General features: G+C 70.6%; 30 protein-coding genes. 12 read left to right on the forward strand and 18 right to left on the reverse strand.

Translation table 11 applies throughout. The features are described from left to right. Positions 1-13: 13 nt before the first annotated feature. Genes GEV27_RS00190 through GEV27_RS00200 form a run of 3 tightly spaced genes read right to left on the reverse strand, consistent with a single transcriptional unit; the run spans position 14 to position 2086 of the window. A complete protein-coding gene (locus GEV27_RS00190) occupies positions 14-1018 on the reverse strand; it encodes an adenosine deaminase (protein WP_153933173.1) in 1005 nt (334 codons plus the stop codon). A 24-nt stretch (positions 1019-1042) separates the two neighbouring features. After that, complete coding sequence (locus tag GEV27_RS00195; RefSeq protein WP_153933174.1) at positions 1043-1426, reverse strand: hypothetical protein; 384 nt, start codon at positions 1424-1426, stop codon at positions 1043-1045. Positions 1427-1486: 60 nt separating this feature from the next. Beyond that, a complete protein-coding gene (locus GEV27_RS00200; RefSeq protein ID WP_309221939.1) occupies positions 1487-2086 on the reverse strand; it encodes a MerR family transcriptional regulator in 600 nt (199 codons plus the stop codon). 64 nt (positions 2087-2150) lie between these two features. Between GEV27_RS00200 and GEV27_RS00205 the strand changes: the two genes are divergently transcribed. After that, entirely contained in the window at positions 2151-2624 is a 474-nt protein-coding gene (locus GEV27_RS00205) for a DUF4188 domain-containing protein (RefSeq protein WP_153933176.1), read from the forward strand. A gap of 16 nt (positions 2625-2640) precedes the next feature. Here the strand turns inward: GEV27_RS00205 and GEV27_RS00210 are convergent, their stop codons facing one another. Continuing rightward, on the reverse strand, positions 2641-5109 hold the full coding sequence (locus GEV27_RS00210) for a glycoside hydrolase family 65 protein (RefSeq protein ID WP_375335583.1): 2469 nt from the start codon (positions 5107-5109) through the stop codon (positions 2641-2643). 11 nt (positions 5110-5120) lie between these two features. Further along, the gene (locus tag GEV27_RS00215) at positions 5121-5852 is read right to left on the reverse strand and encodes a beta-phosphoglucomutase family hydrolase (RefSeq protein WP_309221940.1); all 732 of its coding nucleotides are present in this window, start codon (positions 5850-5852) and stop codon (positions 5121-5123) included. A gap of 91 nt (positions 5853-5943) precedes the next feature. Between GEV27_RS00215 and GEV27_RS00220 the strand changes: the two genes are divergently transcribed. Continuing rightward, complete coding sequence (locus tag GEV27_RS00220) at positions 5944-7125, forward strand: arginine deiminase (RefSeq protein WP_153933178.1); 1182 nt, start codon at positions 5944-5946, stop codon at positions 7123-7125. A gap of 27 nt (positions 7126-7152) precedes the next feature. On the opposite strand, the gene GEV27_RS00225 is transcribed toward GEV27_RS00220, so the two are convergent. Both GEV27_RS00225 and GEV27_RS00230 read right to left on the reverse strand, forming a co-directional pair. After that, a complete protein-coding gene (locus GEV27_RS00225) occupies positions 7153-7989 on the reverse strand; it encodes a DUF5926 family protein (protein ID WP_153651262.1) in 837 nt (278 codons plus the stop codon). A gap of 32 nt (positions 7990-8021) precedes the next feature. Further along, entirely contained in the window at positions 8022-8426 is a 405-nt protein-coding gene (locus GEV27_RS00230) for an ATP-binding protein (RefSeq protein ID WP_194839915.1), read from the reverse strand. Between the two features lie 155 nt (positions 8427-8581). On the opposite strand from GEV27_RS00230, the gene GEV27_RS00235 reads away from it, so the two are divergent. Next, positions 8582-8899: a rhodanese-like domain-containing protein gene (locus tag GEV27_RS00235; RefSeq protein WP_153651260.1), complete on the forward strand. Its 318-nt coding sequence runs from the start codon at positions 8582-8584 to the stop codon at positions 8897-8899. Here GEV27_RS00235 and GEV27_RS00240 read toward each other — a convergent pair. The 4 genes from GEV27_RS00240 to GEV27_RS00255 form a co-directional block, all read right to left on the reverse strand. Continuing rightward, positions 8896-10002: a CPBP family intramembrane glutamic endopeptidase gene (locus GEV27_RS00240; RefSeq protein WP_153933179.1), complete on the reverse strand. Its 1107-nt coding sequence runs from the start codon at positions 10000-10002 to the stop codon at positions 8896-8898. The genes GEV27_RS00235 and GEV27_RS00240 overlap by 4 nt on opposite strands. A 76-nt stretch (positions 10003-10078) precedes the next feature. Beyond that, entirely contained in the window at positions 10079-10351 is a 273-nt protein-coding gene (locus tag GEV27_RS00245) for an HU family DNA-binding protein (RefSeq protein ID WP_199906980.1), read from the reverse strand. A 109-nt stretch (positions 10352-10460) separates the two neighbouring features. Continuing rightward, positions 10461-11114, reverse strand: coding sequence for a leucyl/phenylalanyl-tRNA--protein transferase (aat, locus tag GEV27_RS00250; protein ID WP_153933180.1), 654 nt, complete (start codon positions 11112-11114; stop codon positions 10461-10463). Beyond that, complete coding sequence (locus tag GEV27_RS00255; protein WP_153933181.1) at positions 11111-12064, reverse strand: phosphotransferase; 954 nt, start codon at positions 12062-12064, stop codon at positions 11111-11113. The genes aat and GEV27_RS00255 overlap by 4 nt, the downstream gene beginning before the upstream one ends. Before the next feature lie 67 nt (positions 12065-12131). Between GEV27_RS00255 and GEV27_RS00260 the strand changes: the two genes are divergently transcribed. After that, positions 12132-12806, forward strand: a complete 675-nt coding sequence (locus tag GEV27_RS00260; protein WP_153651256.1) for an EcsC family protein — start codon at positions 12132-12134, stop codon at positions 12804-12806. A 127-nt stretch (positions 12807-12933) separates the two neighbouring features. Here the strand turns inward: GEV27_RS00260 and GEV27_RS00265 are convergent, their stop codons facing one another. The 3 genes from GEV27_RS00265 to GEV27_RS00275 are packed head-to-tail and all read right to left on the reverse strand — an operon-like array spanning position 12934 to position 17259. After that, on the reverse strand, positions 12934-13866 hold the full coding sequence (locus GEV27_RS00265) for a hydroxymethylglutaryl-CoA lyase (RefSeq protein ID WP_153933182.1): 933 nt from the start codon (positions 13864-13866) through the stop codon (positions 12934-12936). Continuing rightward, positions 13863-15716, reverse strand: a complete 1854-nt coding sequence (locus tag GEV27_RS00270; protein ID WP_153933183.1) for a biotin carboxylase N-terminal domain-containing protein — start codon at positions 15714-15716, stop codon at positions 13863-13865. The genes GEV27_RS00265 and GEV27_RS00270 overlap by 4 nt, the downstream gene beginning before the upstream one ends. 1 nt (position 15717) lies before the next feature. Next, on the reverse strand, positions 15718-17259 hold the full coding sequence (locus GEV27_RS00275) for a carboxyl transferase domain-containing protein (protein WP_153933184.1): 1542 nt from the start codon (positions 17257-17259) through the stop codon (positions 15718-15720). 46 nt (positions 17260-17305) lie between these two features. Between GEV27_RS00275 and GEV27_RS00280 the strand changes: the two genes are divergently transcribed. Next, entirely contained in the window at positions 17306-17854 is a 549-nt protein-coding gene (locus GEV27_RS00280; RefSeq protein WP_309221941.1) for a TetR/AcrR family transcriptional regulator, read from the forward strand. On the opposite strand, the gene GEV27_RS00285 is transcribed toward GEV27_RS00280, so the two are convergent. Next, a complete protein-coding gene (locus GEV27_RS00285; protein ID WP_153933185.1) occupies positions 17805-18707 on the reverse strand; it encodes an EamA family transporter in 903 nt (300 codons plus the stop codon). The two genes, GEV27_RS00280 and GEV27_RS00285, sit on opposite strands and share 50 nt — an antisense overlap. Before the next feature lie 174 nt (positions 18708-18881). After that, complete coding sequence (locus GEV27_RS00290) at positions 18882-20402, reverse strand: MFS transporter (RefSeq protein ID WP_153933186.1); 1521 nt, start codon at positions 20400-20402, stop codon at positions 18882-18884. A 126-nt stretch (positions 20403-20528) separates the two neighbouring features. On the opposite strand from GEV27_RS00290, the gene GEV27_RS00295 reads away from it, so the two are divergent. Further along, positions 20529-21056, forward strand: a complete 528-nt coding sequence (locus GEV27_RS00295) for a TetR/AcrR family transcriptional regulator (RefSeq protein WP_153651249.1) — start codon at positions 20529-20531, stop codon at positions 21054-21056. Positions 21057-21229: 173 nt separating this feature from the next. Next, positions 21230-21502 (forward strand): DUF2277 domain-containing protein, encoded by a 273-nt coding sequence (locus GEV27_RS00300; protein ID WP_153933187.1) that lies wholly within the window; start codon positions 21230-21232, stop codon positions 21500-21502. Positions 21503-21534: 32 nt separating this feature from the next. Here the strand turns inward: GEV27_RS00300 and GEV27_RS00305 are convergent, their stop codons facing one another. Both GEV27_RS00305 and GEV27_RS00310 read right to left on the reverse strand, forming a co-directional pair. Continuing rightward, entirely contained in the window at positions 21535-22323 is a 789-nt protein-coding gene (locus GEV27_RS00305; protein ID WP_194944093.1) for a bifunctional 2-polyprenyl-6-hydroxyphenol methylase/3-demethylubiquinol 3-O-methyltransferase UbiG, read from the reverse strand. A gap of 37 nt (positions 22324-22360) precedes the next feature. Next, positions 22361-23191, reverse strand: a complete 831-nt coding sequence (locus GEV27_RS00310) for a crotonase/enoyl-CoA hydratase family protein (RefSeq protein ID WP_153933189.1) — start codon at positions 23189-23191, stop codon at positions 22361-22363. A gap of 74 nt (positions 23192-23265) precedes the next feature. Here GEV27_RS00310 and GEV27_RS00315 point away from each other — a divergent pair, with 74 nt between their 5' ends. The 5 genes from GEV27_RS00315 (at position 23266) to GEV27_RS00335 (ending at position 25248) form a co-directional block, all read left to right on the forward strand. Then, a complete protein-coding gene (locus GEV27_RS00315) occupies positions 23266-23553 on the forward strand; it encodes a WhiB family transcriptional regulator (RefSeq protein ID WP_153651245.1) in 288 nt (95 codons plus the stop codon). A gap of 70 nt (positions 23554-23623) precedes the next feature. Next, complete coding sequence (locus GEV27_RS00320) at positions 23624-24181, forward strand: type 1 glutamine amidotransferase domain-containing protein (protein ID WP_153651244.1); 558 nt, start codon at positions 23624-23626, stop codon at positions 24179-24181. Positions 24182-24185: 4 nt separating this feature from the next. Beyond that, positions 24186-24482: a DUF4235 domain-containing protein gene (locus GEV27_RS00325; RefSeq protein ID WP_153651243.1), complete on the forward strand. Its 297-nt coding sequence runs from the start codon at positions 24186-24188 to the stop codon at positions 24480-24482. Next, a complete protein-coding gene (locus GEV27_RS00330; protein WP_153651242.1) occupies positions 24479-24979 on the forward strand; it encodes a DUF664 domain-containing protein in 501 nt (166 codons plus the stop codon). Before GEV27_RS00325 ends, GEV27_RS00330 begins: the two co-directional genes overlap by 4 nt. Positions 24980-25059: 80 nt before the next feature. Next, positions 25060-25248 (forward strand): hypothetical protein, encoded by a 189-nt coding sequence (locus tag GEV27_RS00335; protein ID WP_153933190.1) that lies wholly within the window; start codon positions 25060-25062, stop codon positions 25246-25248. The last annotated feature ends 58 nt before the right edge of the window (positions 25249-25306 follow it).

Here is a 25306-nt window from a genome sequence, read left to right on the forward strand (position 1 = left end):
GGTTATGGAAGCGTCAAGACCCCGTGTACGCGTCGATCTCGGCGAGCAGCCGCGTCCTGACCGCATCGGGTGCGTACGAGTGACGCACCGCGGCGCGGGCGAGCTCGGCGACGCCGGCGTCGTCCAGGCCGAGCAGATCGCGCGCGACCTCGTACTCCTGGCTGAGCGTGGTGCCAAACATGGGCGGGTCGTCGGAGTTGATCGACACCGGCACCCCGGCCGCGACCAGCGCCGGCAGCGGGTGCTCGGCCAGCGACGCGACCGAGCGGGTGCGGACGTTGGACGTCGGGCTGATCTCGAGCGGGATCTGGTGCTCCGCGAGGTAGGCCATGAGGGCGGGGTCCTGCGCGGCCGCGATGCCGTGGCCGATGCGCTCGGCGCCGAGCGCCTCCAGCGAGTCCCAGATCGTCTGGGGGCCGGTCGACTCGCCCGCGTGCGGGAGGCTGTGCAGGCCTGCCGCACGGGCCTGGTCGAAGTGCGGCTTGAACTGCGGTCGCGGCACGCCGATCTCGGGACCGCCGAGGCCGAAGCCCACCAGGCCGTCCGGCTGCAGCCGCAGGGCGGTGTCGAGGGTGACGTCCGCGGCGGGCAGACCGGACTCGCCGGGGATGTCGAAGATCCAGCGCATCGTGACGCCGAAGTCGACCTCCGCGCGACGGCGGGCGTCCTCGAGCGCCTCGCAGTACGCCTCGGCGCTGATGCCGACCGCGATCGAGGTGTAGGGCGTGCAGGTCAGCTCGACGTACCGGACGTTCTGCGCCGCGAGGTCACGTGCGACGTCGTGGGTGAGCGTCCACAGGTCCTCCGGGGTGCGCAGCAGGTCGACGACCGACAGGTAGACCTCGATGAAGTGGCCGAAGTCGGTGAACGTGAAGAAGTCGGCGAGCGCGTCGGGGTCGGTCGGCACCGTGGTCGTGCCCGCATGTCGCTCCGCGAGCTCGGCCACCGTGCGCATCGAGGCGGATCCGACGTGATGGACGTGCAGCTCCGCCTTGGGCAGACCGGTCTCGAACGACATGCCCCGAGACTAGCGAGACCCGGGCTACTGGGCCTGCTGGCGCTCGACCACGGAGCCGCGGTCGTCGAAGTCGACGTCGACGGTCACGACGACCTCGTCCTGGATCGACAGCTCGACCCGGTTCTCCTCGGCCGTGAGATTGCCTGCGGTGCCCTCGTCGAGCCACGTCCTGGACCCGAGGAGGCTGATCAGCGCGACCTTCGCGCCGTTGTCGGTCTGTCCACGAAAGACGACCGGCCCGGGGCCGCTGTCGCGGATCACGAGGGCCGTACGGCTGACGGCCGGGTTGTCGACCGAGACCGTCAGGTCCTCGCCCCCGCCGGTGCGACCGAAGGTCCACTTGTCGTCGCCGGACAGCTCCGTCGTCCCGGTCTCGCCCGTCGAGGTCGTCCACGTCACGGTGATCATCCCTCGATGTTTTCATGCCTCCCGGTCGCGTGCACCAGAACCTCGCCTCGGGCGCCGCCGTCAGCCGAAGCGCCGGGCCGACACATCGGCCTGGGCCAGCCGGCGCAGGGCCAGCAGCACCGGCTCCAGCAGGATCGTGCCCAGGACGACGTGCTGCACGGCGTCCTCGGACGACGTCGTCGGCACGCCTGCGATGTCGAGCTCGGCGACCTCGTGGGCCGCGGCGGCGTATCCGTCGAGCAGCTCGGGGCCGATCGTGAAGCCCGCCGCCTCGGCGACGTCGAGCGCGGAGGCCAGCGCGGCGACCGGCCCGTCGAGGGCGACGTCGGTGTTCCATCCCCAGCGCCGCAGCAGCGCCGTCACCCGCTCGCGGTCGACGGGACCCTCCACCGGCGTGAGGGTCGTCTGCACCTCGGCCAACAGGTCGAGGGGACCGTCCGCAGGGCTGTCGAGGTGCCCGAGCACCTCACGGGCGGTCGCGACGGACAGGCCGGAGGCGAGCAGCGCCCGCGCCAGGCGGAGCCGCTGGACGTGCGGCTCGTCGTACTGAGCCTGGGTCGCGGAGGTCAGCCGCCCGGGTGGGAGGAGCCCTTCGCGCAGGTAGTACTTGGCCGTCGCGGTCGTGACGCCGCCACGTCGGGCCAGCTCGGAGATGCGCACCCCTTGACAATAGCAAGTGCCACTATCCAGTATTGGAGAGTCCCACTATCCAATGGAGGTCGTCATGACCCGTACACGTCCCGGACGAACGACGCACCAGCACGACGGGGAGCTGGTCGTGTTCCTCATCGGCATGTCGATCAACCGGTGGTGGCGGCCGGACCGTTGGCTGCCGGTCTTCGCCGCGATGCCCCGCATGCTGAGCGAGCTGTCGAAGGATCCCGACAGCGGGCTGATGGGCTACCGCCTCGTGCTCAGCCCTCGTGGTCCGTGGCTCGTGCAGTACTGGTCGTCGGCCCACGCGCTGTACGCATATGCGAGCGACCGGACGGCAGCGCACCGCCCCGCATGGGCCGCGTTCAACCGCCGAGCCCGTACGAACGACCGGGTCGTCGGGGTGTGGCACGAGACCTTCGTCGTGGACCGCGCCGAGTCGATCTACGTCAACTCCGCCCCGGCAGGGCTCGCCGCCGCGACCAGAGCCGTGCCGGTCGACCGTCGGCGCGACCGCGCCCGCGACCGGCTCGACGTCGCCTGAGCCGGCCGCGACCGGGTCAGGTGCCCGGGACGATGGCCGCGATGATCGTGCCGTCGGCGCGACGGCGGCCCGGGACGGGGGCCGGCTGACCCTCCAGACGCGGCCCCTGGCCCTCGATCGGCACCGAGACCGGATCGCCCGGCGTCACGGTGACCTCGGTGCCGCGGACCACCAACGTGGCCTCCTTGCCGTCCTCGATGCAGAGGTCGACCCGGTCGTGGTGCACGTCGACGCGGACCCGCGTGCCCAGCAGCGTGAGCCGGAACGTGAGCGAGTCCCACGTCTCGGGCAGCCGCGGGTCGAGCGTGAAGACGCCGCTCTGGTCGCGGAAGCCACCGAAGCCGTTGACCAGCGCGCTCCACACGCCGCCCGTCGAGGCCACGTGGACGCCGTCGGACGTGTTGTGGTGGCGGTCGGCGAGGTCGACGTACAGCGCCGCGAGGAAGTAGCGCAGCGCGAGATCGTGATAGCCGACCTCGGCGGCCATGATCGACTGCACGACCGCGGAGAGCGTCGAGTCGCCGGTCGTGATCGGGTCGTAGTACTCGAAGTCGGCCCGCTTCTCCTCCGGCGTGAAGTGCTCGCCCTGCAGGAACAGCGCCAGGACGACGTCGGCCTGCTTCAGCACCTGGAACCGGTAGATCACCAGCGGGTGGTAGTTGAGCAGCAGCGGACGCTTGTCGAGCGGCGTGTTGGCCAGGTCCCAGACCTCGCGCTCGAGGAAGTGCTGGTCCTGCGGGTGCACGCCGAGGTGCTCGTCGTACGGGATCGCCATGTCGTCGGCCGCGCGCTCCCAGTCGTCGACCTCCGCGAGATCGAGCTTGAGCCGCTTGACGACCTCGTCGTACTCGGCGCCGTCGCGCTCGGCCAGCTCACGCACCGCCTGCACCGCCCGGCGCAGGTTGAAGCGCGCCATGACGTTGGTGAAGAGGTTGTCGTTGACCACCGTCGTGTACTCGTCCGGGCCGGTCACGCCGTGGATGTGGAACGTGCCGTCGGCCTCGTTGCGCCAGAAGCCCAGGTCGACCCACATGCGAGCGGTCTCGACCAGGATGTCGATGCCCTCGCGCGTCAGGAAGTCGATGTCGCCGGTCGCCGCGAGGTACTGGCTCAACGCATACGAGACGTCCGCGTCGATGTGGTACTGCGCGGTGCCCGCGGCGTAGTAGGCCGAGGCCTCCTCGCCGTTGATCGTCCGCCACGGGAACAGCGCACCCTGCTGGGCCATCTGCTTGGCACGGTTGCGGGCCGCGTCGAGCAGCGTGTAGCGAAAGCGCAGGGCGTTGCGGGCCATCCGCGGCGTCGTGTACGTCAGGAACGGCAGGACGTAGACCTCGGTGTCCCAGAAGTAGTGCCCGCCGTAGCCCGAGCCCGTGACGCCCTTCGCGGCGATGCCGGTGCCCTCGGCGCGCGCCGCGGCCTGGGCGATCTGGAACAGGTTCCAGCGGGTCGCCTGCTGCACCTCGGGCTGGCCCGGGATCTCGACGTCGGAGCGGGTCCAGAAGTCGTCGAGCCAGGCGCGCTGGTCGTCGAGCTGCTTGTCCAGGCCCTCGTCGTGGGCGCGGTCGAGCGTACGGCGGCAGCGGTCGAGCAGCTCGCGGGACGGCACGCCGCGCGAGGTGTGATAGCTGACGAACTTGGTCAGCGTGATCGGCTGGCCCGGCTCGGCGTCGATGCGGTACGTCATCTTGGCCAGGTCGTCGTCGGTCTGCATGCGCTTGGTGTAGCTGTTGGCCGTCTCGAGCCGGTGGTCGGCGGCGACCGCGATCGTCATGCCGCTCTCGGCGCACTGGTAGCCCAGCGCGACGCGGCCGTCCGCGATGTTGCCGGAGTTGCTCTGCGGCACCAGCACGCGGTGGCGCATCTGGCCGGCCTTGCGGGGGTCGACGCCTTCGCCCATCGACTTGGAGCGGACGTGGTACTCGTCCTCGCCGTCCTGGCGGTTGAGGATCTGCGAGGAGATCGCGACCGGCGCGTGGTCGTCGAGCATCGTGACCTCGAACGTCAGCACCGCGAGGTGGCGCTGTGTGAACGAGACCATGCGGCGCGACCGGATCTGCACGCGCTTGCCCCCGGGCGTACGCCAGAGGATGTCGCGGCTCAGCACGCCGGTGCGGAAGTCGAGGCGGCGCTCGTACTGCAGGAGGTCCGCGATCGGCAGCAGCAGCGGCTCGTCGTCGACGTAGAGGCGGATGACCTTGGCGTCGGGGGCGTTGACGATCGTCTGGCCCACGCGCGCGAAGCCGAAGGCCTCCTCGGCGTGCTGGATCGGCCAGGTCTCGTGGAAGCCGTTGATGAAGGTGCCGTGCGAGTACGAGTCGCGGCCCTCCTCGACGTTGCCGCGCAGGCCGAGGTAGCCGTTGCCGACCGAGAACAGCGTCTCGGTCGCGCCGAGGTCGTCCGCGTCGATACGCCTCTCGACCAGGGCCCACTCGTCGACGGGATAGCGGGTGCGATCGAGGAAGTCCATCGCCTCGGGTGCGATGTGCGACGGGCTCATGCGGTCACCCCCGTTTCCTCCACGAGCTGGGCGAGGTCGTCGACCACGACGTCGGCACCGTTGGCGATCAGCGCGTCCTCGCCGACGCCACGGTCGACGCCGACCACGAGGCCGAAGTCGCCCGCACGTCCGGCCGCGACGCCCGACAGCGCGTCCTCGAACACGACGGCCCGCTCCTTGGGCACGCCCAGCTGGGCGGCGGCGTCGAGGAACGTGTCGGGAGCGGGCTTGCCGGCCAGGCCGCGCTCGCCGGCCTCCTTGCCGCTCACGATGACCGGGAAGTGCTCGATCATGCCGGCGGCGGTCAGCACCGCGGCGGCGTTGCGCGAGCTCGACACGATCGCCATCTTGGTGCCGCGCGTTGCGAGCGCCTCCACCAGGGCGACCGAGCCGGGATAGGGCGTGACGCCCTCCTCGGCGAGGATCTGCTCGAAGTCGTCGTTCTTGCGGTTGCCGAGGCCCGAGACGGTCTCGGCGGAGACCGGGTCGGAGGCGTCGCCCTCGGGCAGGGTGATGTCGCGCGAGGCGAGGAAGGACCGCACCCCGTCGTAGCGCGGCTTGCCGTCGACGTACGTGAAGTAGTCGGCATCCGTGTAGGGCTCGTCGACCCCGCGATCGCGCAGGAAATCGTTGAACATCTTGTCCCAGGCACGCATGTGGACCTCGGCAGTCGGCGTGATCACGCCGTCGAGGTCGAACAGTGCCGCGTCGTAATCATTCCAGTCCACCCGATGAGCCTACGCACGTGAGAGGGGGTCCCGTTAGTGGATCGGGTGCAACGCTCGCCACAAGAGCCTGCGCCCTCACTACGCTGTGCGCATGACACTCGGAGCGGACAGCGAAGTCGGACGACTACGGACGGTCATGCTGCACCGTCCAGGCGCCGAGCTGGGGCGGCTGACACCGCGCAACAACGACCAGCTGCTGTTCGACGGGATCCCGTGGTTGGGCCGCGCACAGGAGGAGCACGACGCCTTCGCGCAGGCCTTGCGCGACCACTCCGTCGAGGTGCTCTACCTGACAGAGCTGCTCACTGCGACGCTCGAGATCGCGGCGGCCCGCGAGGAGATCATCGCCAGCACGCTCAAGGACCTGTACGTCGGCCCGAGCCTGCAGGGCTGGATCGAGAGCCACCTGCACGGCGCCGCCCCCGACAAGCTCGCCGAGGTGCTGATGGCGGGCCTGCGCAACGACGAGGTACGCGTCGACGGCTCGGTCGCCCACGCCCTCATGCAGCCCGAGGACTTCCTCATCAGCCCGCTGCCCAATCTGCTGTTCACCCGCGACTCGTCGGTGTGGCTGCGCGACCGCGTCGCCGTGACGAGCCTTGCGATGCCCGCCCGGGCACGCGAGACCCAGCTGACCGGCCTGATCTATCGCCACCACCCGCGCTTCGCCGGCACCCCCGTCGTCCACGGACCGCACCTGGAGCACCTCGAGGGCGGCGACGTCCTCGAGCTCGCGCCGGGCGTGATCGCGGTCGGCATCGGTGAGCGGACCACCCCCGCGGGCCTGGAGCGGTTCGCCCGGCAGGTGCTGACCGAGGACCTCGCGCGGACGGTGCTCGCGGTCCCGATCGCGCAGGAGCGCGCGACGATGCACCTCGACACGATCGTGACGATGGTCGACGTCGACACCGTCGTGATCTATCCCAACATGGCCGACAGCCTGCGCGCCGTGCCGCTGTCGCTCGAGGACGACCACTTCGTGATCGGCCAGGAGTCGTCCTTCTTCTCCGCGGCCGCCGCGGCGATGGGGATCGACACCCTGCACCAGATCGACACGGGCCTCGACCCCGTGACGGCCGAGCGCGAGCAGTGGGACGACGGCAACAACACGTTGGCCATCGACGCGAGGCTCGCCGTGGCGTACGAGCGCAACGAGCAGACCAACGCCCGGCTCGAGGAGCACGGCATCGAGGTCATCACGATCAGCGGTGACCAGCTCGGCTCGGGCCGGGGCGGCCCGCGCTGCATGTCCTGCCCGATCGACCGCGACTAGGCTCGGCCGCCCCGGGGGCGGGTGGGGTCAGACCTGGACCTGGCGGCTGATCAGGGCGCCGCGGGCGGAACGCTGCTCGGACGTGAGGGGCGAGTCGTCCGCGAGTGCCGCGGCGAGGCGCTCCTGGAACTCCTGGGCGGGACCCTCGAGATCGGCCGCGTCGTGCTCGAACTCCCAGACGGGCACGAGCAGGCCGTGGGCCCGGAAGTGGCCGATGAGCTTGGTGCCCTCGCCGAGGCTGTCGGCGTCTGCGGCACGCAGGCGGGCCAGCGCGTCGAGCAGCGCACCCTCGTCGTACGTCATGATCCAGCGCAGGAAGCGCTGCGGACCCATCTCGGTCCAGTAGGCGCCCTCGACCGACGACAGCTTGACGGTCGGGGCGATCGTCTCGTTGGCGTCGGCAATCATCGCCGCGGTGCTCTCGGAGTCGTCGACGCCGGCGACCCAGTAGTCGAAGCCGTCGTGGACCTCGACCTCGAAGCCGCTGTCGGGGTCGATCAGGTCCTGCAGGCGCGGTCCCACGCCCGGATCGGTCATGCGGACCGGGTTGCCCGGCTCGGTCTCGCGCGCGAGCTCGATCACGTGGGCGAGGTCGCGGCTGATGTCGCCGAAGTTGTGGGCGACCTGCAGGCCGACCCAGATCTCGCCGTCGGGGCGACGGATGCCGGCACCGTTGCCCGGCAGCAGCGAGCAGATGCGCACCTGCTCGCCGGTCGTCAGCGTGATGGTGCCCGAGGCGGAGGGGACGAACTCGCGCAGGGCGACCCAGTCGGCCTCTGCGGGGAGTCCTTCGAAGGTGCGCGCCACGAAGGGCATGCGCTCCTTCTTGGCGGCCTTGTTCTTGATGCGCGACTTCTTGCCCATGAGGGGCGAGTCTAGGGGGTCGCTGCGGCGTCCTAGCGAGCGGACAGGGCCAGCTCGGCGTTGACCTTCGTGCCGGCCGACATGTCGACCCACCAGCGGTCGGCCACTCGGTTGATGATCGACAGGCCTCGACCGCTGAGGGAGTCCTCGTCGAAGTCGACGGGCTTGAGCGAGGCGCCCCGGCCCGCGTCGTGGACGCTGAGCTCGAGCAGGTCGCCGTTGATGGACCAGGAGATCTCGATCGTGCCGTCCTCGGTGGGGACGCCGTGACACACCGCGTTGGCGATCATCTCGCTGATGACGATGAGCGCGTCGTCGATCGTGTCGCTGGAGGCTCCGTGGACCGTGAGGAATGCTGCGAGGCGCGTACGAGCGATGCCGGGAGTGGACATGACGAACGGGAGCCGGATCGTGTCGTGAGCCAACAAGCTGCTCACCACCCTTCCGAAAAATTGCCGCGAAAAGGCCGCCCCGTTGACACGTGACGGCATGCCTATAGTCCAAAGTAACTACTCCAAGGGGTCCAATGCCACTTTTTCTGCGATCGATCCCCGGGAAGTGTCCGAACACACGACGAGCGGAGGATCAATCCATGACCGATGCAGGCATCCCGACAGTCGACGTGCGCGACGTCCCCAGCCCCATCCCGGACGACGTCGTCGTCCTTGACGTCCGTGAGGACAACGAGTGGCAGGCCGGGCACATCGACGGCGCGGTGCACATCCCGCTGGGCGATCTGCCCGCGCGGGTGGGCGACCTCGACCCCGAGGTGCGGACCCTCGTCGTGTGCCACGTGGGCGGCCGCTCGGCGCGCGCGACCCAGTGGCTTCAGGCGCAGGGGATCGACGCCTCCAACGTCGAGGGCGGCATGGCGGCCTGGGAGCAGGCCGGCCGGCCGATCGTGGCCTAACGACCCCAGTCGGGGTCGATCTCGCCGGGGTACGGCGGGGTGTCCGGGTGCAGCGGCGCCGGCGGGACCGGCCGCGGGACGTGCGGTGGCGCGTACTGGGGGACGTACTGCGGCACGTAGTGCGGAACGTACTGGGGCGCGTACTGCGGCACCTGTTGCGGCATCGCCCACGGGGGCGGCGGCCACATCGGCGGCTCGGGCGGCGGGGGCTCGGGGATCGGGTCGCGCGTGCGCTGGATGCCGTGGCGGCGGGCCGACCACTCGATCCAGACCAGCAGCACGATGCTCGAGACAACGGTCGGCAGGACGTCGACCGCGGTCGCCCCGCTGTCGTCGCTCGCGGAGATGACGCCGAGCGCGTCGAGCACGAACAGCACGACGTTGTTGGCCGTGTGCGCCGCGATCGCGGCCTCGAGCCCGCCGGTGCGGACCACCAGGATCGCCGCGGTCAGGCCGAAGATGCCGACGTCGACCAGGCCCCACAGCTCGTACGCGTGGCCCGCGACGAACGGCGCGACCGACACCAGGACAGGGACCGCCGCGAACCGGGTCCACGAGCCGACGAGCTGCATCACGTAGCCCCGGAAGACGTACTCCTCGGCGGCTGCCTGGAACGGCACGAGCAGCAGGACGACCACGATCGCCGCGATCACGTGCCCGCGGTCGCCGCTCGGGGCGCTCGTGTCCCCGCCGCCGGCGTCGATCGCGAGGGAGACGCCGATCGTGACGATGAAGACCGTGAACGAGATGGCCGCGGTGCGGGCGAGCCAGCCCCAGCGCAGCCGGCCGGCGACCGAGGACAGGTAGCCGACGGGGCGGGGGCCCACGACCAGCACCGCGAGCAGCAGCGCCGGGATGAGCAGCACCAGCGAGAGCAGGTCCAGCGCGAAGAAGTCGAGGTGCGCGAGATCGAGATCGCCGGCCGCCTCGAGCCAGTCCTCGAGCGTGGTGTCGCCCGTGAGCGCGAAGTAGATCGCGGCGCCGACGACCAGCACGACCGTGAGCGCGAGGTAGAAGACCCCGGCGAGCAGGCCTGCGAGCGGGAGCTTCCACCAGGCGTACGCCGGCGTCTCGCGGGCCTGACGCTGATACGGCGTGGACATGTCGGTGATCCTCACACTCCGGATGCAGCAACGCCACCGGGCCGAGGCCCGGTGGCGTTGCTGGAGTCGAGCGGTCCTACTTGGCAGCGGCCTTGAGGCGCGAGCCGACGCTGACCTTGACGCCGAAGCCGGCGGGGATGTCGATCGTCTCGCCCGTGGAGGGGTTGCGGCCCGTGCGGGCAGCGCGAGCGACGCGCTCGACCGACAGGATGCCGGGGATCGAGACCTTCTCGCCCTTGGCGACCGAGTCGAGCAGGATCTCGCTGAAGGACGAGAGAACCGCGTCGGCGTCGGCCTTGCTGGTGCCGGCCTTCGAAGCGAGGGCAGCGACGAGGTCGTTGCGTGAGATAGCCACAAAAGCTCCTAGTGAGTGATGGTGTGTTCGGCGCCAGTCTATGAAGCGGCGGCGACACCCAGCGCGCACCCCCGGCATCCGGAGCCCACATATCCCCGTGATATCAGGCCCAGAGCGGGGGTGGCGGGGCGTCGACGAGGGTGGCGATGACCTCGAGGTAGCGATCGCGCGGCCACTCGGTCACCCCGAGCGAGGCCAGGTGGGGTGTGCTCCACTGCGTGTCGATGAGTCCGTCGGTCCCGACCACGTCGACGAGGGCCACCAGCGCGACCTTCGAGGCGTCCGTCGCACGGTGGAACATCGACTCCCCGGCGAACAGAGCGCCCACGCTGAGGCCGTACAGGCCGCCGACCAGCGTGCCGTCCGCGTCCCGGGTCTCGACCGAGTGCGCCCAGCCCAGACGGTGCAGCCGGACGTACGCGTCGCGGATCGGCGAGTCGATCCACGAGCCGGGACGCGAGGGGTCGGCGCACGCGTCGATGACCTCCTCGAACGACTCGTCCACCGTGACGTCGAACCGGCGTACCGACCGCGCCAGCGAGCGGCTCACCCGCAGGTCGGCGGGCACGAGGACGCCGCGGCGCATGGGCGACCACCACAGCAGCTCGCCCGCGTGCGGCATCGGAAAAGCCCCGTGACGGTAGGCCTCGATGAGCGTCGAGGGGTCCAGGTCGGCCCCTGCCGCGACGCAGTCCTCGCCCGGCCACTCCGACGGGTCGAAGAGCCACTGCGAGGGCGGCAGCTGACGGCGCCTCATGCGTCGAGCACCCGTGAGAGATGGTGCACGGGGGCCTGTCCCCACTCGGCCCACTCGGCCGCGCTGGCCTCCTGCAAGCACGTCCACCACAGCAGCGTCCGGTTCACCGGCTGGGTCAGCGCAGCGGCGTCCCACTCGGGGGCGATCGCCGCGGCCGTCGTGCTCCAGACGTCGCAGTACGCCTCCAGGACCTCGGGCCACGACACCTCGCTCAGGGTCGTGATCCACCCGTAGGGGACGCTCAGCATCTCCACCGCGGACGCCCACTGGGAGTCGCCGAAGTCGAAGACCCGGCCGTCCGCGAAGGCATTGTTGGGGTGCAGGTCGCCGTGCTGCCACGTCGTCGGCAGCGGCGACGCGGCCAGGACGTCCACAGCGTCCACCAGTCGTGGTCGGACCGCGAGCAGCTGTGACCGCAGCTGAGCCGGGACGTGCGCGGGGTGCTCCTGGGGCAGCGCCGACAGCACCTCGACGATCCGGTCGAAGCGGGCGACGACCGTCGGCGGCCCGCAGTCGGGCAGGCCGGTCGCGAGCAGCGCCTCCCGGGCCCCGGCGGTAATGCGCTGCAGCTCGGCGGCCTGGCGCAGCACCCGCACCCAGTCGTCCACGTGCGGGTCGTGCGCGTCGGCCAGGGTCTCGCCGCGGTGCACGGTGAGCATCCAGCCGCGGTCGGCCTCGATCGCGTACGGGCGGTCTACCGCCTCGGGGGCGAGGCGGACGAGCTCGAGCTGCAGGGCCGGCTCGAACGCCTGCGCGGCGCAGTTGGCCTTGAACCACATCGGCCCGGCGTCGGTCGGCACGGTCAGCTGCGTGGACCAGGGCCGGATGCGGGGCTGCTCGATCGGACCGGTGACCTGGTGCCCGTGCCGGTCGAGCTCGCGGCAGATCCAGTCCTCGGCGGCGCGACGCCAGTCGTCGTGCGCGACACGCTCGGAGAACGGGCGATCCATGGCCCCACAGTAAGGCGTGCGGGGTCGCTCACCGGCGATCTCAGGCTCGTCCTTCTATGCTGACAGGATGGGTCTTCGCCGCAATGTCGCCGTCGGGGCTGGCGCCAAGCTCGCCCCGAGCATCGCCTCCGGATACGTCCGCACCGTGCTCGATCGGGCCATCGACGGCCTCGGTCCGCTGCGCTCGGCCGCCTCGTCGGCGGACACCAAGCTCGTCGACGCCGACGGTGACGTCGAGAAGGCCATCACCGCGCTGATCCGCATGCACGCGTCCTTGGCCGGCCTGCAGGGATTCGTCACCAACCTCGGCGGCATCAGCACCGCTGCCGTGTCGGTCCCGGCCAACGTGGCGGGCGTGACGATCGTGCAGTGCCACCTCGTCGCCGGCATCGCGCACCTGCGGGGCTACGACCTGGAGGACCCGCGCGTCCGCAACGCGATCCTCGCCTGCATGCTGGGCAAGGACGAGGTGAAGTCGCTCGTGAAGTCGCACCGCCTGCCGTCCTCGCCGATGGCGCTGGCCACCTCCCCGGTCCACGACCCGGTGCTCGACGAGACCCTGTCGCGCGAGGTCACGTCCGAGCTCATCGGTCGTACGGCCGGCCGCCGCGCGGTCACCCTCATCGGCCGGCGCGTGCCGTTCCTCGGCGGCGCGGTCGGCGCATCCAGCGATGCGTACGCCACCTGGCAGATCGGCACCTACGCCGCCAGCGAGCTCCGCGACCGCCGCCTCCGCCCCTGACCGCGACTGGCGCAGATGTGAGGTTTTGGGACGGCGTGTCGTCCCCAACTGCGCCACTCGCGGGTGGGTTTGCGCCACTCGCGGGGTCGGGCGGGGGTCGGGTCGGGTCGGGTCGGGTCGGGGTCGGTCAGCTGCGCAGGGCCCGGACGACGGCGCTGGCGGGCTCCTTGCCGAGCACCCCGGCCATCCAGACGCTCGTGTCGACCAGCGACTGCAGGTCGACCCCGTGCTCGATGCCCAGGCCCGTGAGCATCCAGACGAGGTCCTCGGTCGCGAGGTTGCCCGTCGCGCTCTCGGCGTACGGGCACCCGCCCAGCCCACCGGCGGAGGCGTCGAGGCACACGATGCCGTTCTGGATCGCCGCGAGGGCGTTGCTGAGCGCCTGGCCGTACGTGTCGTGGAAGTGCATCGCGAGCTCACCCGATCCGACGCCGACGCCGACGCCCGCGAACGCATCGCAGATCGTCGCGACGTGCCCCGGCGTGCCGACCCCGATCGTGTCGCCGATCGACAGCTGCGTGGCTCCCATGTCGAGCAGCCGCTTGCCCGTCGTGACGACCTGGTCGACCGGGACGGAGCCCTCCCACGGGTCGCCGAAGCACATCGAGACGTACGCCCGGACGTCCAGCCCGGCCTCGCGGGCGCGAACGACGACGGGCTCGAACATCGCGAACTGGGAGTCGAGCGTCGAGTTGAGGTTCTTGCGCGCGAACGTCTCGGTGGCGCTCGCGAACACCGCGACGTGGCGGACCCCGGCGGCCAGCGCCCGGTCGAGCCCTCGCTCGTTGGGCACCAGCACCGGCAGGCTCGCAGGACCTGACAAGGTCAGCTGCGCGACGAGCTCCTCGGCGTCCGCGAGCTGCGGGACCCATGCGGGGTGGACGAAGCTGGTCGCCTCGACCGTCCGCAGGCCCGCCGCGACGAGCCGCTCGATGAACTCGCGCTTGACCTCGGTCGGCACGATGCCGGCCTCGTTCTGCAGGCCGTCGCGGGGACCGACCTCGTAGATCTGCACCCTCCGCGGGAGCGCCGGGTCGGGCACCGTCATGGGGAGCGTCATGCCGCGTCACCCGCCGGCTCGACCGTCACCAGCAGGTGTCCCATGGGCACCTGCTCGCCGACCTGCGCTCCGACGAAGCTCACGACCCCATCGTACGGAGCCGTGAGCGCGAGCTCCATCTTCATCGCCTCGACCGCTCCGAGACGCTGCCCGGCGACGACCCGGTCACCGACGGCGGCGGCCAGCGCGATCACCGTGCCGGGCATCGGGGACACCAGGTCCGCATCGCCCGCGACCTCGCGCGCCCGCGGGTCCATCGGATCGGGCACGTCGAGGCGCCACGTCTGGCCCTGCCACGCGAGGGTCACGCCGCGGCGGTCCACCCGGGCCACGGTCGCCGGCGCGGGACCGTCGACGGACACGCGCGTACGCTCGCCGGTCGCGTCGACCAGCGTCACCGCAGCCGGCACCGGCGCGCCCGCGACCCGCCAGCCGTCCGAGGTCGAGAACGGAGTCGCACCGTCGCCGCTCTGGGCCTCCACCCACAGCTGGGCCGCCGCCTGCCACGCCTCGTCCGGCGTCGCGGGACGGGTGAGCAGCTGCTCGGCGGCGGGTCCGTCGAGCCAGGACGTGTCGACCGCCCCGGCCGCGAACTCGTCGCTCGCGACGAGTCTGCGCAGGAAGCCGACGTTGGTCGTCAGCCCCAGCACCGCGGTGCCGTCCAGCGCCTCGACCATCGCGGCCCGGGCGGACTCGCGGTCGGCGCCCGCGACGATGATCTTGGCCAGCATCGGGTCGTACGCCGTGGTGACGGCCTGCCCGGCCTCATAGCCCGACTCGACGCGGGCGCCCGCGGGCCACACGACGACGTCGGCGGTCCCGGCCTGGGGGACGAATCCCGCGTACGGGTCCTCGGCATAGACCCGCACCTCGACGGCGTGGCCCTCGCACCGGATCTCGTCCTGCTCGAGCGGGAGGGGCTCGCCCGCCGCGACCGCGAGCTGCCACTGCACGAGGTCGAGGCCCGTGACCTCCTCGGTCACCGGGTGCTCGACCTGCAGCCGGGTGTTCATCTCCAGGAAGTACGCCTCACCGTCCGCGACGAGGAACTCGACCGTCCCGGCACTCGTGTAGCCGACCTCGCGGCACAGCGCGACGGACGACTCGTGGAGCGTACGGCGCACCTCGGGGTCCAGGCCCGGCGCCGGCGCCTCCTCGACGACCTTCTGGTGGCGGCGCTGCGCGGAGCAGTCGCGCTCGAACAGGTGCACGACGTGGCCCTGCGTGTCGCCGAAGACCTGCACCTCGACGTGCCGGCCGTGCTCGACGTATCGCTCGATGAGGAGCGTGTCGTCGCCGAACGCCGCGGCCGCCTCCCGCCGCGCGGTCGTGAGCGCCTCGGCGAGCTGGTCCGCGGAGCGTACGACGTGCATGCCCTTGCCACCGCCGCCCGCCGCGGCCTTCACCAGCACCGGGTACGCGTCGGCGGGCACGGCGTCCTCGTCGAACCGCGGGGTCACCGGCACGCCGGCCCGCTCCGCGATCTCGCGCGCGTGGTCCTTGCGGCCCATGGCCTCCATGACCTCGGGGGTCGGGCCGATGAAGACCAGCCCCGCGTCCCGGACGGCGCGGGCGAACGCGGCCCGCTCGGACAAGAAGCCGTAGCCGGGGTGGATCGCCTCCGCGCCGCTGCTCCGGGCGGCGTCGATCACCCGGTCGATGTCGAGGTACGACTCGGTGGCCGGCGTCGGCCCGATGTGGACGGCCGCGTCCGCGGCGCGTACGTGGGGCGCGTCGGCATCGGCGTCGGAGTGGACCGCGATGCTGCGCAGGCCCGCCTCGCGGCACGCGCGGATGACCCGCAGGGCGATCTCGCCGCGGTTGGCGATGAGGACTGAGGAGAAGGTCATGTCACATCCTGAAGAGCCCGAAGCGGGGCTCGGGGGTCGGGCCGGCGGTGGCCACCTGCAGTCCCATCGCGAGGACGCGGCGGGTGTCGAGGGGGTCGATGATCCCGTCGTCCCACAGCCGGGCGCTGGAGTAGTAGGGCGAGCCCTGGGACTCGAATTGCTCACGGATCGGCGCGCGGAACTGCTCCTCGTCCTCGGCCGACCACTCCTCGCCGCGGGACTCCATGCCGTCGCGCTTGACGGTCGCGAGCACCGCGGACGCCTGCTCGCCGCCCATCACCGAGATCTTGGCGTTGGGCCACATCCACAGGAAGCGCGGATCGTACGCGCGCCCGCACATGCCGTAGTTGCCCGCTCCGTACGACCCGCCGATGACGACCGTGAACTTCGGCACGACCGAGGACGCGACCGCGGTGACGAGCTTTGCGCCGTCCTTGGCGATGCCCCGGTTCTCGTACTCCTGGCCGACCATGAAGCCGGTGATGTTCTGCAGGAAGACGAGCGGGATGCCGCGCTGGTTGGCCAGCTCGACGAAGTGCGCACCCTTGAGCGCGGACTCGCTGAACAGGATGCCGTTGTTGGCCAGGATCGCGACCGGGTAGCCCTCGATGCGCGCGAAGCCGCAGACGAGCGTCTCGCCGTAGAGCGGCTTGAACTCGTGCAGCCGCGAGTCGTCGACGATGCGCCGGATGACCTCGCGGACGTCGTACTGCGTGCGTCCGTCGACGGGCACGACGTCGTACAGCTCGGCCGGGTCCTCGCGCGGCGGCGCCGGCTCGTGCGGCGGCGGCTCGCTGGTCGGGCGCTCGAGCGTCCCCACGATCGAGCGGACGATCTGCAGCGCGTGCTCGTCGTCGTCCGCGAGGTGGTCGACGACGCCGGACGTGCGCGCGTGCACGTCGCCGCCACCGAGGGCCTCGGCCGTGACGACCTCGCCGGTCGCGGCCTTCACGAGCGGCGGGCCGGCCAGGAAGATCGTGCCCTGCTCCTTGACGATGACGGTCTCGTCGCTCATCGCCGGGACGTACGCCCCGCCGGCGGTGCTGGAGCCGAGGACGGCCGAGATCTGCGGGATCCGCTGGGCCGACATCTGCGCCTGGTTGTAGAAGATGCGGCCGAAGTGCTCGCGGTCGGGAAAGACCTCGTCCTGCATCGGCAGGAACGCGCCGCCGGACTCCACGAGATAGACGCACGGCAGCCGGTTCTCCTGCGCGACGGTCTGCGCGCGCAGATGCTTCTTGACCGTCATCGGGAAGTAGGTGCCGCCCTTGACCGTGGCGTCGTTGGCGATGACCATGCACTCGCGTCCACTGATGCGTCCGATGCCGGTGATGATGCCCGCGCTCGGCACGGCGCCGCCGTACATGTCGTACGCCGCGAGGGCCCCGAGCTCCAGGAAGGGCGAGCCCGGATCGAGCACGTGGTCGACGCGGTCGCGTGGGAGCAGCTTGCCGCGGGCGACGTGGCGTTCGCGGGTGGCCTGGCTGCCGCCCTCGCGGACGGTGGCGAGACGGTCACGCAGCTGGTCGACGAGTTCGCGCATGACCGCAGGTTAACAGCCATTAACCAAACGTCGCTACACTGGTGCCGTGACGACCCGGCGCGAGCAGATCCTGGACACCGCGGCCACCCTGTTCGCCGAGCGCGGGTTCCACGGGGTCTCGATGCACGACATCGGCGGCGCGTGCGGCATCTCCGGTCCGGCGCTCTACAAGCACTTCGCGGGCAAGGACGACATCCTCACCCAGGCGCTGACCTCGATCAGCGAGCAGCTGCTCGCGGAGGGGCGCGCGCGGTCCCGGGGCGCGGCAGATGCGTCCGAGGCGCTCGACGCGCTCATCGCGTGGCACATCGACTTCGCGCTCAGCCATCCTGCGCTCATCGTGATCCAGGAGCGGGAGTGGGCCAACCTGGGCGTCGAGGGACGCCGCGAGGTGCGCGCGCTGCAGCTCGCGTACATCGACATCTGGGTGGACGTCGTGCGCCGTCTGCGCGACGACCTCGATGCCGCCGAGGCGCGGGCCGCGGTCCAGGCCACGTTCGGGCTGCTGAACTCCACCCCTCACTCGGCCCGCATCGGCCCCGAGGTCATGAGGACCCGGCTGGCGGCGATGGCACGGGCGTCCCTGCTCGCGTAGGACGCCGGCTGATCGTCGCCGCGGCCACACCGGCGAGCATGACCACCCCGCCGATCACCTCGAGCACGGTAGGCACCTCGTCCTGCACGGCCCATGCGACGGCGATGCCGATGACCGGCACGAGCAGCACGAACGGGACCACGGCTCCGGCGGGGTAGCGGGCGAGCAGCGAGTTCCAGATGCCGTAGCCGATCAGGGACGCGCCGATCGCGGTGTACGCCGTGGAGGCGATCGCCGTACCGGACAGGTGCGTCAGGGCGTGGCCCACCTCGTGGCCGCCGTCGATCGCGAGCGACATGAGGAGCGCCGGAATCGGGACGACGAGCGCCGACCAGACGACCAGCGACAGGCCCGAGGCGACGCCCGCGCTGCGGGCCACCACGTTGCCCGCGGCCCACGACATCGACGCGCACAGCATGACCAGCACCGGCACGACGGGCGAGGACGCGCCGTGGGCGATGATCACCACGACCAGGCCGACGGTGCCGATGACCGCGCCGACCGCCTGCCGCGACGTCGGCCTCTCCTTGAGGACGACCGCGGCGATGACGATCGTGAAGATCACCTGCGCCTGCAGGATCAGCGAGGCGAGCCCGGCCGGGAGCCCGAGGTCCAGCGCGACGTACAGGAAGCTGAACTGCCCCAGGCTCATGAGCGTCCCGACCGCCACGACGACGCGCCAGCTCGCCTTGGGGCGCGGGATGAACAAGATGAGCGGGAACGCGACCAGCACGAACCGTATCGCGAGGAACAACAGCGGGGGGACGTCGTCCAGGCCCTCGTCGATCACCACGAAGTTGGCGCCCCAGATCACCATCACGAGGACGGCGAGCAGGCTGTGCTTGAGGGACATGCATCCAGTCTGTCGTGCCCCGGGCGCGGGCGCGGGCGATGGGCGTCGCCTCCTGACCCGCCTCCTGAACCCGCGAGTGGCGCAAACCGAGCCGCGAGTGGCGCAGAAGTGGACGACACGCCGTCCCAAAACCTTCAGGTTGCGCCACTCGCGGATCGGTCGGGCGGGCGGGGGTCAGGCGTTCTTGAGGGTGCGCCAGGAGACGAGGGCGGCGAGCAGGGCGATGACGATCGCGGCCGCCGAGGTGTACTGCACGCCCAGGTCGAATGCGGACTTCGCCGAGTCGACCAGGCCCTCGCCGACCATGTTGGGGTAGTACTTCGCGACCTCGAGGGTGCCGCCCAGCGTCTCGAACGAGCCGTCCCGCTCGCCCCACTGCACGACCGCGTTGTAGGTCAGGTGCGAGCGGTACGTCGAGGTGAGCACCGTGCCGAGCACCGCCGTGCCGAGCACCGCGCCGATCTCGTACGCCGTCTCGGAGATCGCGGACGCCGCTCCGGACTTGGTCGGCGGCACGTTCGACAGCATGATGTCGTTGGTCAGCGTCTCGGCCATGCCGATCCCGACACCCATGATGGCGAACGCCACCGCGATCGTCGTGACGGTGGGGACGTCGGTGAGCGCCGTCATCGCGTAGCCGACCGCGGACGCCGCGAAGCTCGCGGTCACCAGGACCCGGGCCGACACGACCCGCAGCAGGCGTACGGCCACGAAGCCCGCGACGACCGTCGCAGCGAGGCCGGGCAGCAGCACCAGGGCCGCGTCCATCGCCGACAGGCCGAGCACCAGCTGCAGCAGCTGCGCGCCGAGGAACAGGAACCCCGTGAACCCCATGAAGCTCAGCAGGTTGGCCAGGATCGCACCGCTGAAGACCCGGTTGCCGAACAGCGACAGGTCGATCATCGGCGCCGGGGTCGTCCGCAGCCGCCGCACGAGCGCCCACGCCGCGATCACGCCGACCGCAAAGGCGGTCAGGGTCAGGTCGGTGAGGCCGTGCTCCGCGACGTTCTTGATCGCGAAGACGATCGGCAGCATCGTGGCCAGCGACAGGCCGATGGACGGCAGGTCGAGCGGTCCCGGGCGGGGATCCCGCGACTCCGGCAGCAGCAGGAGCGCCAGCGGGACGAACGCGATGATGATCGGTGCGTTGATGAAGTAGACCGAGCCCCACCAGAAGTGGCCGAGCAGCCAGCCGCCCAGCACGGGGCCGAGCGCGGCGCCGCCGGAGAACATCGCGGCCCACGTCGCGATCGCGATGCGACGATCACGCGCGTCGTGGAAGACGTTGCGGATCAGCGAGAGCGTCGACGGCATGAGCATCGCGCCGAAGACGCCCTGCAGCACGCGGGCGACCAGCAGCATCTCCGGGCTCTGGCTGAAGGCCGCGAGGAGCGAGGCGACACCGAAGCCGATCGAGCCGATGACCAGGAGCCGCCGGCGGCCGAACCGGTCGCCGATGCTGCCCATCGCGATGAGCAGGCCCGCGAGCATGATCGCGTAGACGTCCACGATCCACAGCAGCTGCGTGCCGGTCGGCCGCAGGTCGACGCTCATCGCCGGGAGGGCGAACGTCAGCACCGTGTTGTCCACCGAGGTCATGAGGACCGGGAGCATGAGGACGGCGAGCGCAGCCCATTCCTTCGGTCCTGCCCTGTGCGTGCTCGTGGTGCTCGTGGTGCTGTCGATCCTGGTCATGCCGTCCTCCTCACCGTGTGTGGTCGTCCGAACGACTATACCGTCCAGCCGGTACAGTAACGCCCGCGGCGGTGGTGATATTCCTCTCCGCGCAGCGGCCGGTCACGACGCCGATACGCTGGGGCCATGCCGGACCAGGAACGCTCCACCCGAGATCGCCTGCTCGACGCGTTCGAGACGCTGCTCGTCTCCGCAGGGAGCCGATCGGCCACGCTCGACGCGGTCGCCGCGGAGGCACACGTCTCCAAGGGCGGTCTGCTGTACCACTTCCACAGCAAGGACGATCTCGTCGACGGGATGCTGACCCGCCTGCGCGAGCAGGGCAAGACCGACGTCGAGAAGATGCGCACCGCGGCGAAGGGGCCGGTCGACTTCTACCTGACGACGTCGATCAACTCCGGCAGCGATTTTGATCGCGCCCTCATCGCGGCCGGCCGCATCGCGCAGGAGAACGACTCACGTGCGTCCGCCGCGCTCGCCGATCTGCGGGAGGGCTGGTTCGCGGTGCTGCTGGACCACCTGAAGGACGAGTCGCTCGCCCGCACGATCCAGCTCATCGGCGACGGCCTCTACTTCGACGACACCACAGGGCTGGCCGAGAAGAACGCGCTCAAGCACGTCCGGGACGTCCTCACCCGCCTCGGCGCCCTCTAGCCGTCCCCCGGGTTGCCGGTTTCCCACGGGACCGTGGGGTTTCGGCACTTCCCGCGCGCCACAACACGAGGGAAGCGCAAAAGACGCGCGGGGAGTGGGCGCGGGACCCGCCTCGGCGCGCTCGATCGTCCACGCCTCTGGGCGGGGCGGGACATCCGGCCTAGCCTGAGCAGATGTGCCGGAACATTCGAACTCTCCACAACTTCGAGCCCGCCGCGGGTGACGACGAGATCCGCGCCGCCGCCCTGCAGTACGTCCGCAAGATCAGCGGGACCAGCAAGCCGTCAAAGGCCAATGAAGAGGTCTTCTGGCGAGCCGTCGACGAGATCGCCCACATCACCGGTCACCTGCTCGACGACCTCGTGACCTCGGCCCCGCCGAAGGATCGGGAGGTCGAGGCCGCGAAGGCCAAGGAACGCTCGGCCAAGCGCTTCGCCACCACCTGAGCCCACCACCGGCAGGCCCAGCGCGGGGTGGATCAGGCCTTGCGGAGCTTGAGGAAGATGCTGGGGCCGAAGTTGTTCTTGGCCAGGCGCTTCTGCGAGATGCGCTCCGCCGCGAGCATGACGCTCTTGGGCAGGGCCTTCTTGAGCTTCTGGCTGCGCAGGTTGGAGACCGACAGCTTGCTCTCCAGCGTCAGGCCGGCCGCGGCGAGCTGACCGACGACCGTGTCGATGTTGTGGTTGACGAACGCGATCGCGTCGGGCTCGTCGGCCTTGGTCTGGCGGATGTCGACCGGCTCGGTCGGCAGCGGCGTGCCTTCCTTCTTGTGGCGCAGCCGGTTCTTGAAGTGGCCGTAGTTGGCGACCTCGATGATCGCGGTGCCGCCCGGCGCCAGGACGCGGGAGATCTCGGCGAACTCCGCGGACGGCTCCGGGATGTGGTGCATGACGCGCACCATCGTCACGAGGTCGAGCTCGCCGTCGGCGAACTTCAGGTCGTCCGCCTGCATCTGGACCTGCTTGATGTCCGTGCCGGCGAGCACCTTCTTGGCCGCCTCGAGCTGCGACGCGGCCGGCTCGGCCAGGGTCACCTCGTCCGCGAACGTCCGCAGCAGCAGGCACAGCCGGCCGAAGCCGCCGCCGATGTCCGCGGCCTTGCGGTAGTGGTTGCCCTTGAGCAGGCGACGGATCGCGATCTGCTCGGCACCGTTCTCGTAGTCGCGGTTGTCCCAGTACTTCGTGTAGTCGTAGTCACGCTCGTACTGGTTGGCGACCTTCTTGGGCGCGGAGCTGTCGTGGGCCTGCTGCGGGTTCTCGTCAGTCACTTTCGAAACCTTAGCAACCAACGACGTACGGCCCGCATCAGCCGAACGTGCGGGGGCCGAAGACGGGGGCCTCCTTGGCCGCGCCGGCCTTGCGGGCGATCGCGGTGTTGCGCGCCTTGAACATCGCGGACTGCAGGCGACGCTCGAGCCGGTACGTCGCGCGGAGGCTTCCGCGGCGCGTCCCGTAGACCAAGCGCTTGGTCGCGGCGACCGAGTCCGGCGACCGCTGGGCGATCTGCTCGACCAGCGCCAGGGCCGCGGCCAGCGGATCGTCCGCGACCCCGGTCGCTAGGCCGAGCTCGACCGCACGCTCACCCGTGAGCTGTTCGCCGGTCATCGCCAGGCGCATCAGCACGTCCGCCGGCAGCAGCTCGCTGAACGGGACGGTGCCGGCCATGTCGGGAACGAGGCCCCACTTGGCCTCGAGGATCGACCAGGTCGCGTCCGGCGTCGTGAAGCGGAAGTCCGCGCACGCGGCGAGCTGCAGGCCCGCGCCGTAGCAATGTCCCTGCACGACCGCGATGACCGGCACCGGCAGCTCGCGCCAGACCTGGTTGACCCGCTGGAAGCGGTTGACCAGGCGCGGCCCGGCGAGGAAGTAGCGGGCGACCCGCTTCTTGTCCGTGAACGCGGAGGCGAAGTCCAGGCCGGCGCAGAAGGAGCGGCCCCTGCCCTGCAGCACGACCGCACGGATCTCCCGGTTCTCCTTCAGCGCGGTGGCCGCCGCGATGAGCTCGTCGATGGTGTCGAGATCGACGCCGTTGAGCTTGTCGGGACGGTTCAGGCTCACGTACGCGACGGGGCCGTCGATCTCGGTGATCACGCGGGATTCGCCGGGGGCGGCGTTCGGACGAGCGGTGGTGGTCATGTGCCACATGTTACCCACGGGTAAATGTGAACCACACATGTTTGAATGTGCAACCGCAGGGGCACACCTGTCACATGGTCAACGTCAATCGCCTCCCCGGTCCCATGATGGACGCCTATGAGTGGCAGTACCAAGGCGTCTGCATGGGCGTCGACAGCTCTGTCTTCTTCTCGCCCGAGGCTGAGCGAGGCGCCAAACGCGAGCGTCGCGAGAAAGCGGCCAAGCAGCTGTGCATGCGCTGCCCGGTGATCGAGCAGTGCCGCGAGCACGCGCTCCGCGTCCGCGAGCCCTACGGCGTGTGGGGCGGGATGACCGAGGGCGAACGCGCCGCAGTCGTCCGCCAGGAAAAGATCGCGAGCTGACCATCCCCCAGCCGTGCGGGCGCGACGCCTCGGGGGAGTGGCGCCCGCACGTTTTTTCGAAGGAGCCCACATGGGCGCACTGACCGGCAAGAAGATCGCCTTCCTCACCTCGCAGGTGGGCGTCGAGAAGGCTGAGCTGACGTCGCCGTGGCAGGCCGTGCTGGACGCGGGAGGCACGCCGTCGCTCATCGCACCGGCGACCGAGCCCGTCCAGTCGATGGTCGGCGACGTCGACAAGGACGAGACCTTCGATCCTGACCTGACGGTCGCCCAGGCGTCGTCCGACGACTTCGACGCGCTGATCCTGCCCGGTGGGACCGTCAACGCCGACAAGGTCCGCGGCGACGCCGACTCGGTCGCGCTGGTCAAGGCGTTCGTCGACGCGGGCAAGCCGATCGCCGCGATCTGCCACGGCCCGTGGGCGCTGGTGGAGGCCGGAGTGCTCGGCGGCAAGACGTTGACCTCCTTCCCCAGCCTGCGCACCGACATCACCAACGCAGGCGGTACGTGGGTCGACGAGACCGTCTTCCACTGCACCGCGAGCGGGTGGGACCTCATCACGTCCCGCAACCCCGACGATCTCGACGCCTTCAACAGCACCCTCACCGACGTCTTCTCGAAAGCCTGAGGCCATGCCAGCCAAGAACAAGCCCAGTACGTCCGCCAAGATCCTGTACCGCCCCGTCGGTCTCGTCAGCTCGATCGTCGGCGGCCTCATCGCCAGCATGCTGTTCAAGCAGATCTGGAAGCGGGTGAGCGCCGGCGAGGGTGCGGACCCGCCGGGCCCCCTGGAGTCCGAGTACGACTTCAAGGAGATCCTCGTCGCCGCCGTGCTGCAGGGCGCGATCTACGCAGTCGTCAAGGCAGTGATCCAGCGTCAGGGCGCCAAGGGCTTCGAGCGCGCCACCGGCGAATGGCCGGGCTCATGAGCACGTCGGCCGATCTGCTCGAGGACGCGTTCGGACGCATTGGCGAGGGGGTCGAGCTGGTCCTGGACGAGCTCACCCCCCAGCAGCTGGCGCACCGGATCACGCCCGACGCCAACACGATCGCCTGGCTCGTCTGGCACCTGCTGCGCGTGCAGGACGATCACGTCTCGGACGCCGCCGGCACCGACCAGGTCTGGACGTCGGCCGGGTGGCACAAGCGCCTCGGCCTGCCGTTCGACGCCTCGGACACCGGCTACGGCCACAGCCGGGACGAGGTGGGCGCCGTCACCACGACGCCCGAGCTGCTCGTCGGCTACGCCCGCGCCGTGACCGCGGCCACGCAGGCGTACGTCACCTCGCTCAGCGACGACGACCTCGATCGTGTCGTCGACGAGTCGTGGGACCCGCCGGTGACGCTGGGGGTCCGTCTCGTGAGCGTCATCGAGGATGATCTCAAGCACCTCGGCCAGGCCGAGTACGTCAAGGGCCTGCTCTAAGCTCTCGCTCCGAGTGTTACCTGCACAACTGGGTATGAAGATGCCACCGGCGACGGTCGCCGGGATGTGGAGGGAGACCCATGAGTGACGACACCTCGGCTGACCAGCCGGCCGAAGACCCCCAGCCGCTGAAGGACACGTCCGGCTTCGGCCCCGAGGATGTGCTGGGCAACGGCCCGGTGACGGAGTCGACGACGGACCACGAGCCCAAGGGCCAGCCGGGCGACCCGGATCTCGACGCGGACGCGGAGACCGAGCCCTCGTCCTGACGGGGGACCCGCGAAACGTTGACTCCTCCGGGGTCCGGGTCTACGTTCCGACGTAGGT

The organism is Aeromicrobium sp. S22, assembly GCF_009661045.1.
Lineage (GTDB): Bacteria > Actinomycetota > Actinomycetes > Propionibacteriales > Nocardioidaceae > Aeromicrobium > Aeromicrobium yanjiei.

What these genes read in the sequence shown, in the direction of transcription:
- GEV27_RS00190 (WP_153933173.1), bottom strand. Translation starts at nt 1,018, where the DNA reads ATGTCGTTCGAGACCGGTCTGCCCAAGGCGGAGCTGCACGTCCATCAC.
- GEV27_RS00195 (WP_153933174.1), bottom strand. Translation starts at nt 1,426, where the DNA reads ATGATCACCGTGACGTGGACGACCTCGACGGGCGAGACCGGGACGACG.
- GEV27_RS00205 (WP_153933176.1), top strand. Translation starts at nt 2,151, where the DNA reads ATGACCCGTACACGTCCCGGACGAACGACGCACCAGCACGACGGGGAG.
- GEV27_RS00220 (WP_153933178.1), top strand. Translation starts at nt 5,944, where the DNA reads ATGACACTCGGAGCGGACAGCGAAGTCGGACGACTACGGACGGTCATG.
- GEV27_RS00225 (WP_153651262.1), bottom strand. Translation starts at nt 7,989, where the DNA reads ATGGGCAAGAAGTCGCGCATCAAGAACAAGGCCGCCAAGAAGGAGCGC.
- GEV27_RS00235 (WP_153651260.1), top strand. Translation starts at nt 8,582, where the DNA reads ATGACCGATGCAGGCATCCCGACAGTCGACGTGCGCGACGTCCCCAGC.
- GEV27_RS00240 (WP_153933179.1), bottom strand. Translation starts at nt 10,002, where the DNA reads ATGTCCACGCCGTATCAGCGTCAGGCCCGCGAGACGCCGGCGTACGCC.
- aat (WP_153933180.1), bottom strand. Translation starts at nt 11,114, where the DNA reads ATGAGGCGCCGTCAGCTGCCGCCCTCGCAGTGGCTCTTCGACCCGTCG.
- GEV27_RS00255 (WP_153933181.1), bottom strand. Translation starts at nt 12,064, where the DNA reads ATGGATCGCCCGTTCTCCGAGCGTGTCGCGCACGACGACTGGCGTCGC.
- GEV27_RS00260 (WP_153651256.1), top strand. Translation starts at nt 12,132, where the DNA reads ATGGGTCTTCGCCGCAATGTCGCCGTCGGGGCTGGCGCCAAGCTCGCC.
- GEV27_RS00265 (WP_153933182.1), bottom strand. Translation starts at nt 13,866, where the DNA reads ATGACGCTCCCCATGACGGTGCCCGACCCGGCGCTCCCGCGGAGGGTG.
- GEV27_RS00270 (WP_153933183.1), bottom strand. Translation starts at nt 15,716, where the DNA reads ATGACCTTCTCCTCAGTCCTCATCGCCAACCGCGGCGAGATCGCCCTG.
- GEV27_RS00275 (WP_153933184.1), bottom strand. Translation starts at nt 17,259, where the DNA reads ATGCGCGAACTCGTCGACCAGCTGCGTGACCGTCTCGCCACCGTCCGC.
- GEV27_RS00285 (WP_153933185.1), bottom strand. Translation starts at nt 18,707, where the DNA reads ATGTCCCTCAAGCACAGCCTGCTCGCCGTCCTCGTGATGGTGATCTGG.
- GEV27_RS00290 (WP_153933186.1), bottom strand. Translation starts at nt 20,402, where the DNA reads ATGACCAGGATCGACAGCACCACGAGCACCACGAGCACGCACAGGGCA.
- GEV27_RS00295 (WP_153651249.1), top strand. Translation starts at nt 20,529, where the DNA reads ATGCCGGACCAGGAACGCTCCACCCGAGATCGCCTGCTCGACGCGTTC.
- GEV27_RS00300 (WP_153933187.1), top strand. Translation starts at nt 21,230, where the DNA reads ATGTGCCGGAACATTCGAACTCTCCACAACTTCGAGCCCGCCGCGGGT.
- GEV27_RS00310 (WP_153933189.1), bottom strand. Translation starts at nt 23,191, where the DNA reads ATGACCACCACCGCTCGTCCGAACGCCGCCCCCGGCGAATCCCGCGTG.
- GEV27_RS00315 (WP_153651245.1), top strand. Translation starts at nt 23,266, where the DNA reads ATGGTCAACGTCAATCGCCTCCCCGGTCCCATGATGGACGCCTATGAG.
- GEV27_RS00320 (WP_153651244.1), top strand. Translation starts at nt 23,624, where the DNA reads ATGGGCGCACTGACCGGCAAGAAGATCGCCTTCCTCACCTCGCAGGTG.
- GEV27_RS00325 (WP_153651243.1), top strand. Translation starts at nt 24,186, where the DNA reads ATGCCAGCCAAGAACAAGCCCAGTACGTCCGCCAAGATCCTGTACCGC.
- GEV27_RS00330 (WP_153651242.1), top strand. Translation starts at nt 24,479, where the DNA reads ATGAGCACGTCGGCCGATCTGCTCGAGGACGCGTTCGGACGCATTGGC.
- GEV27_RS00335 (WP_153933190.1), top strand. Translation starts at nt 25,060, where the DNA reads ATGAGTGACGACACCTCGGCTGACCAGCCGGCCGAAGACCCCCAGCCG.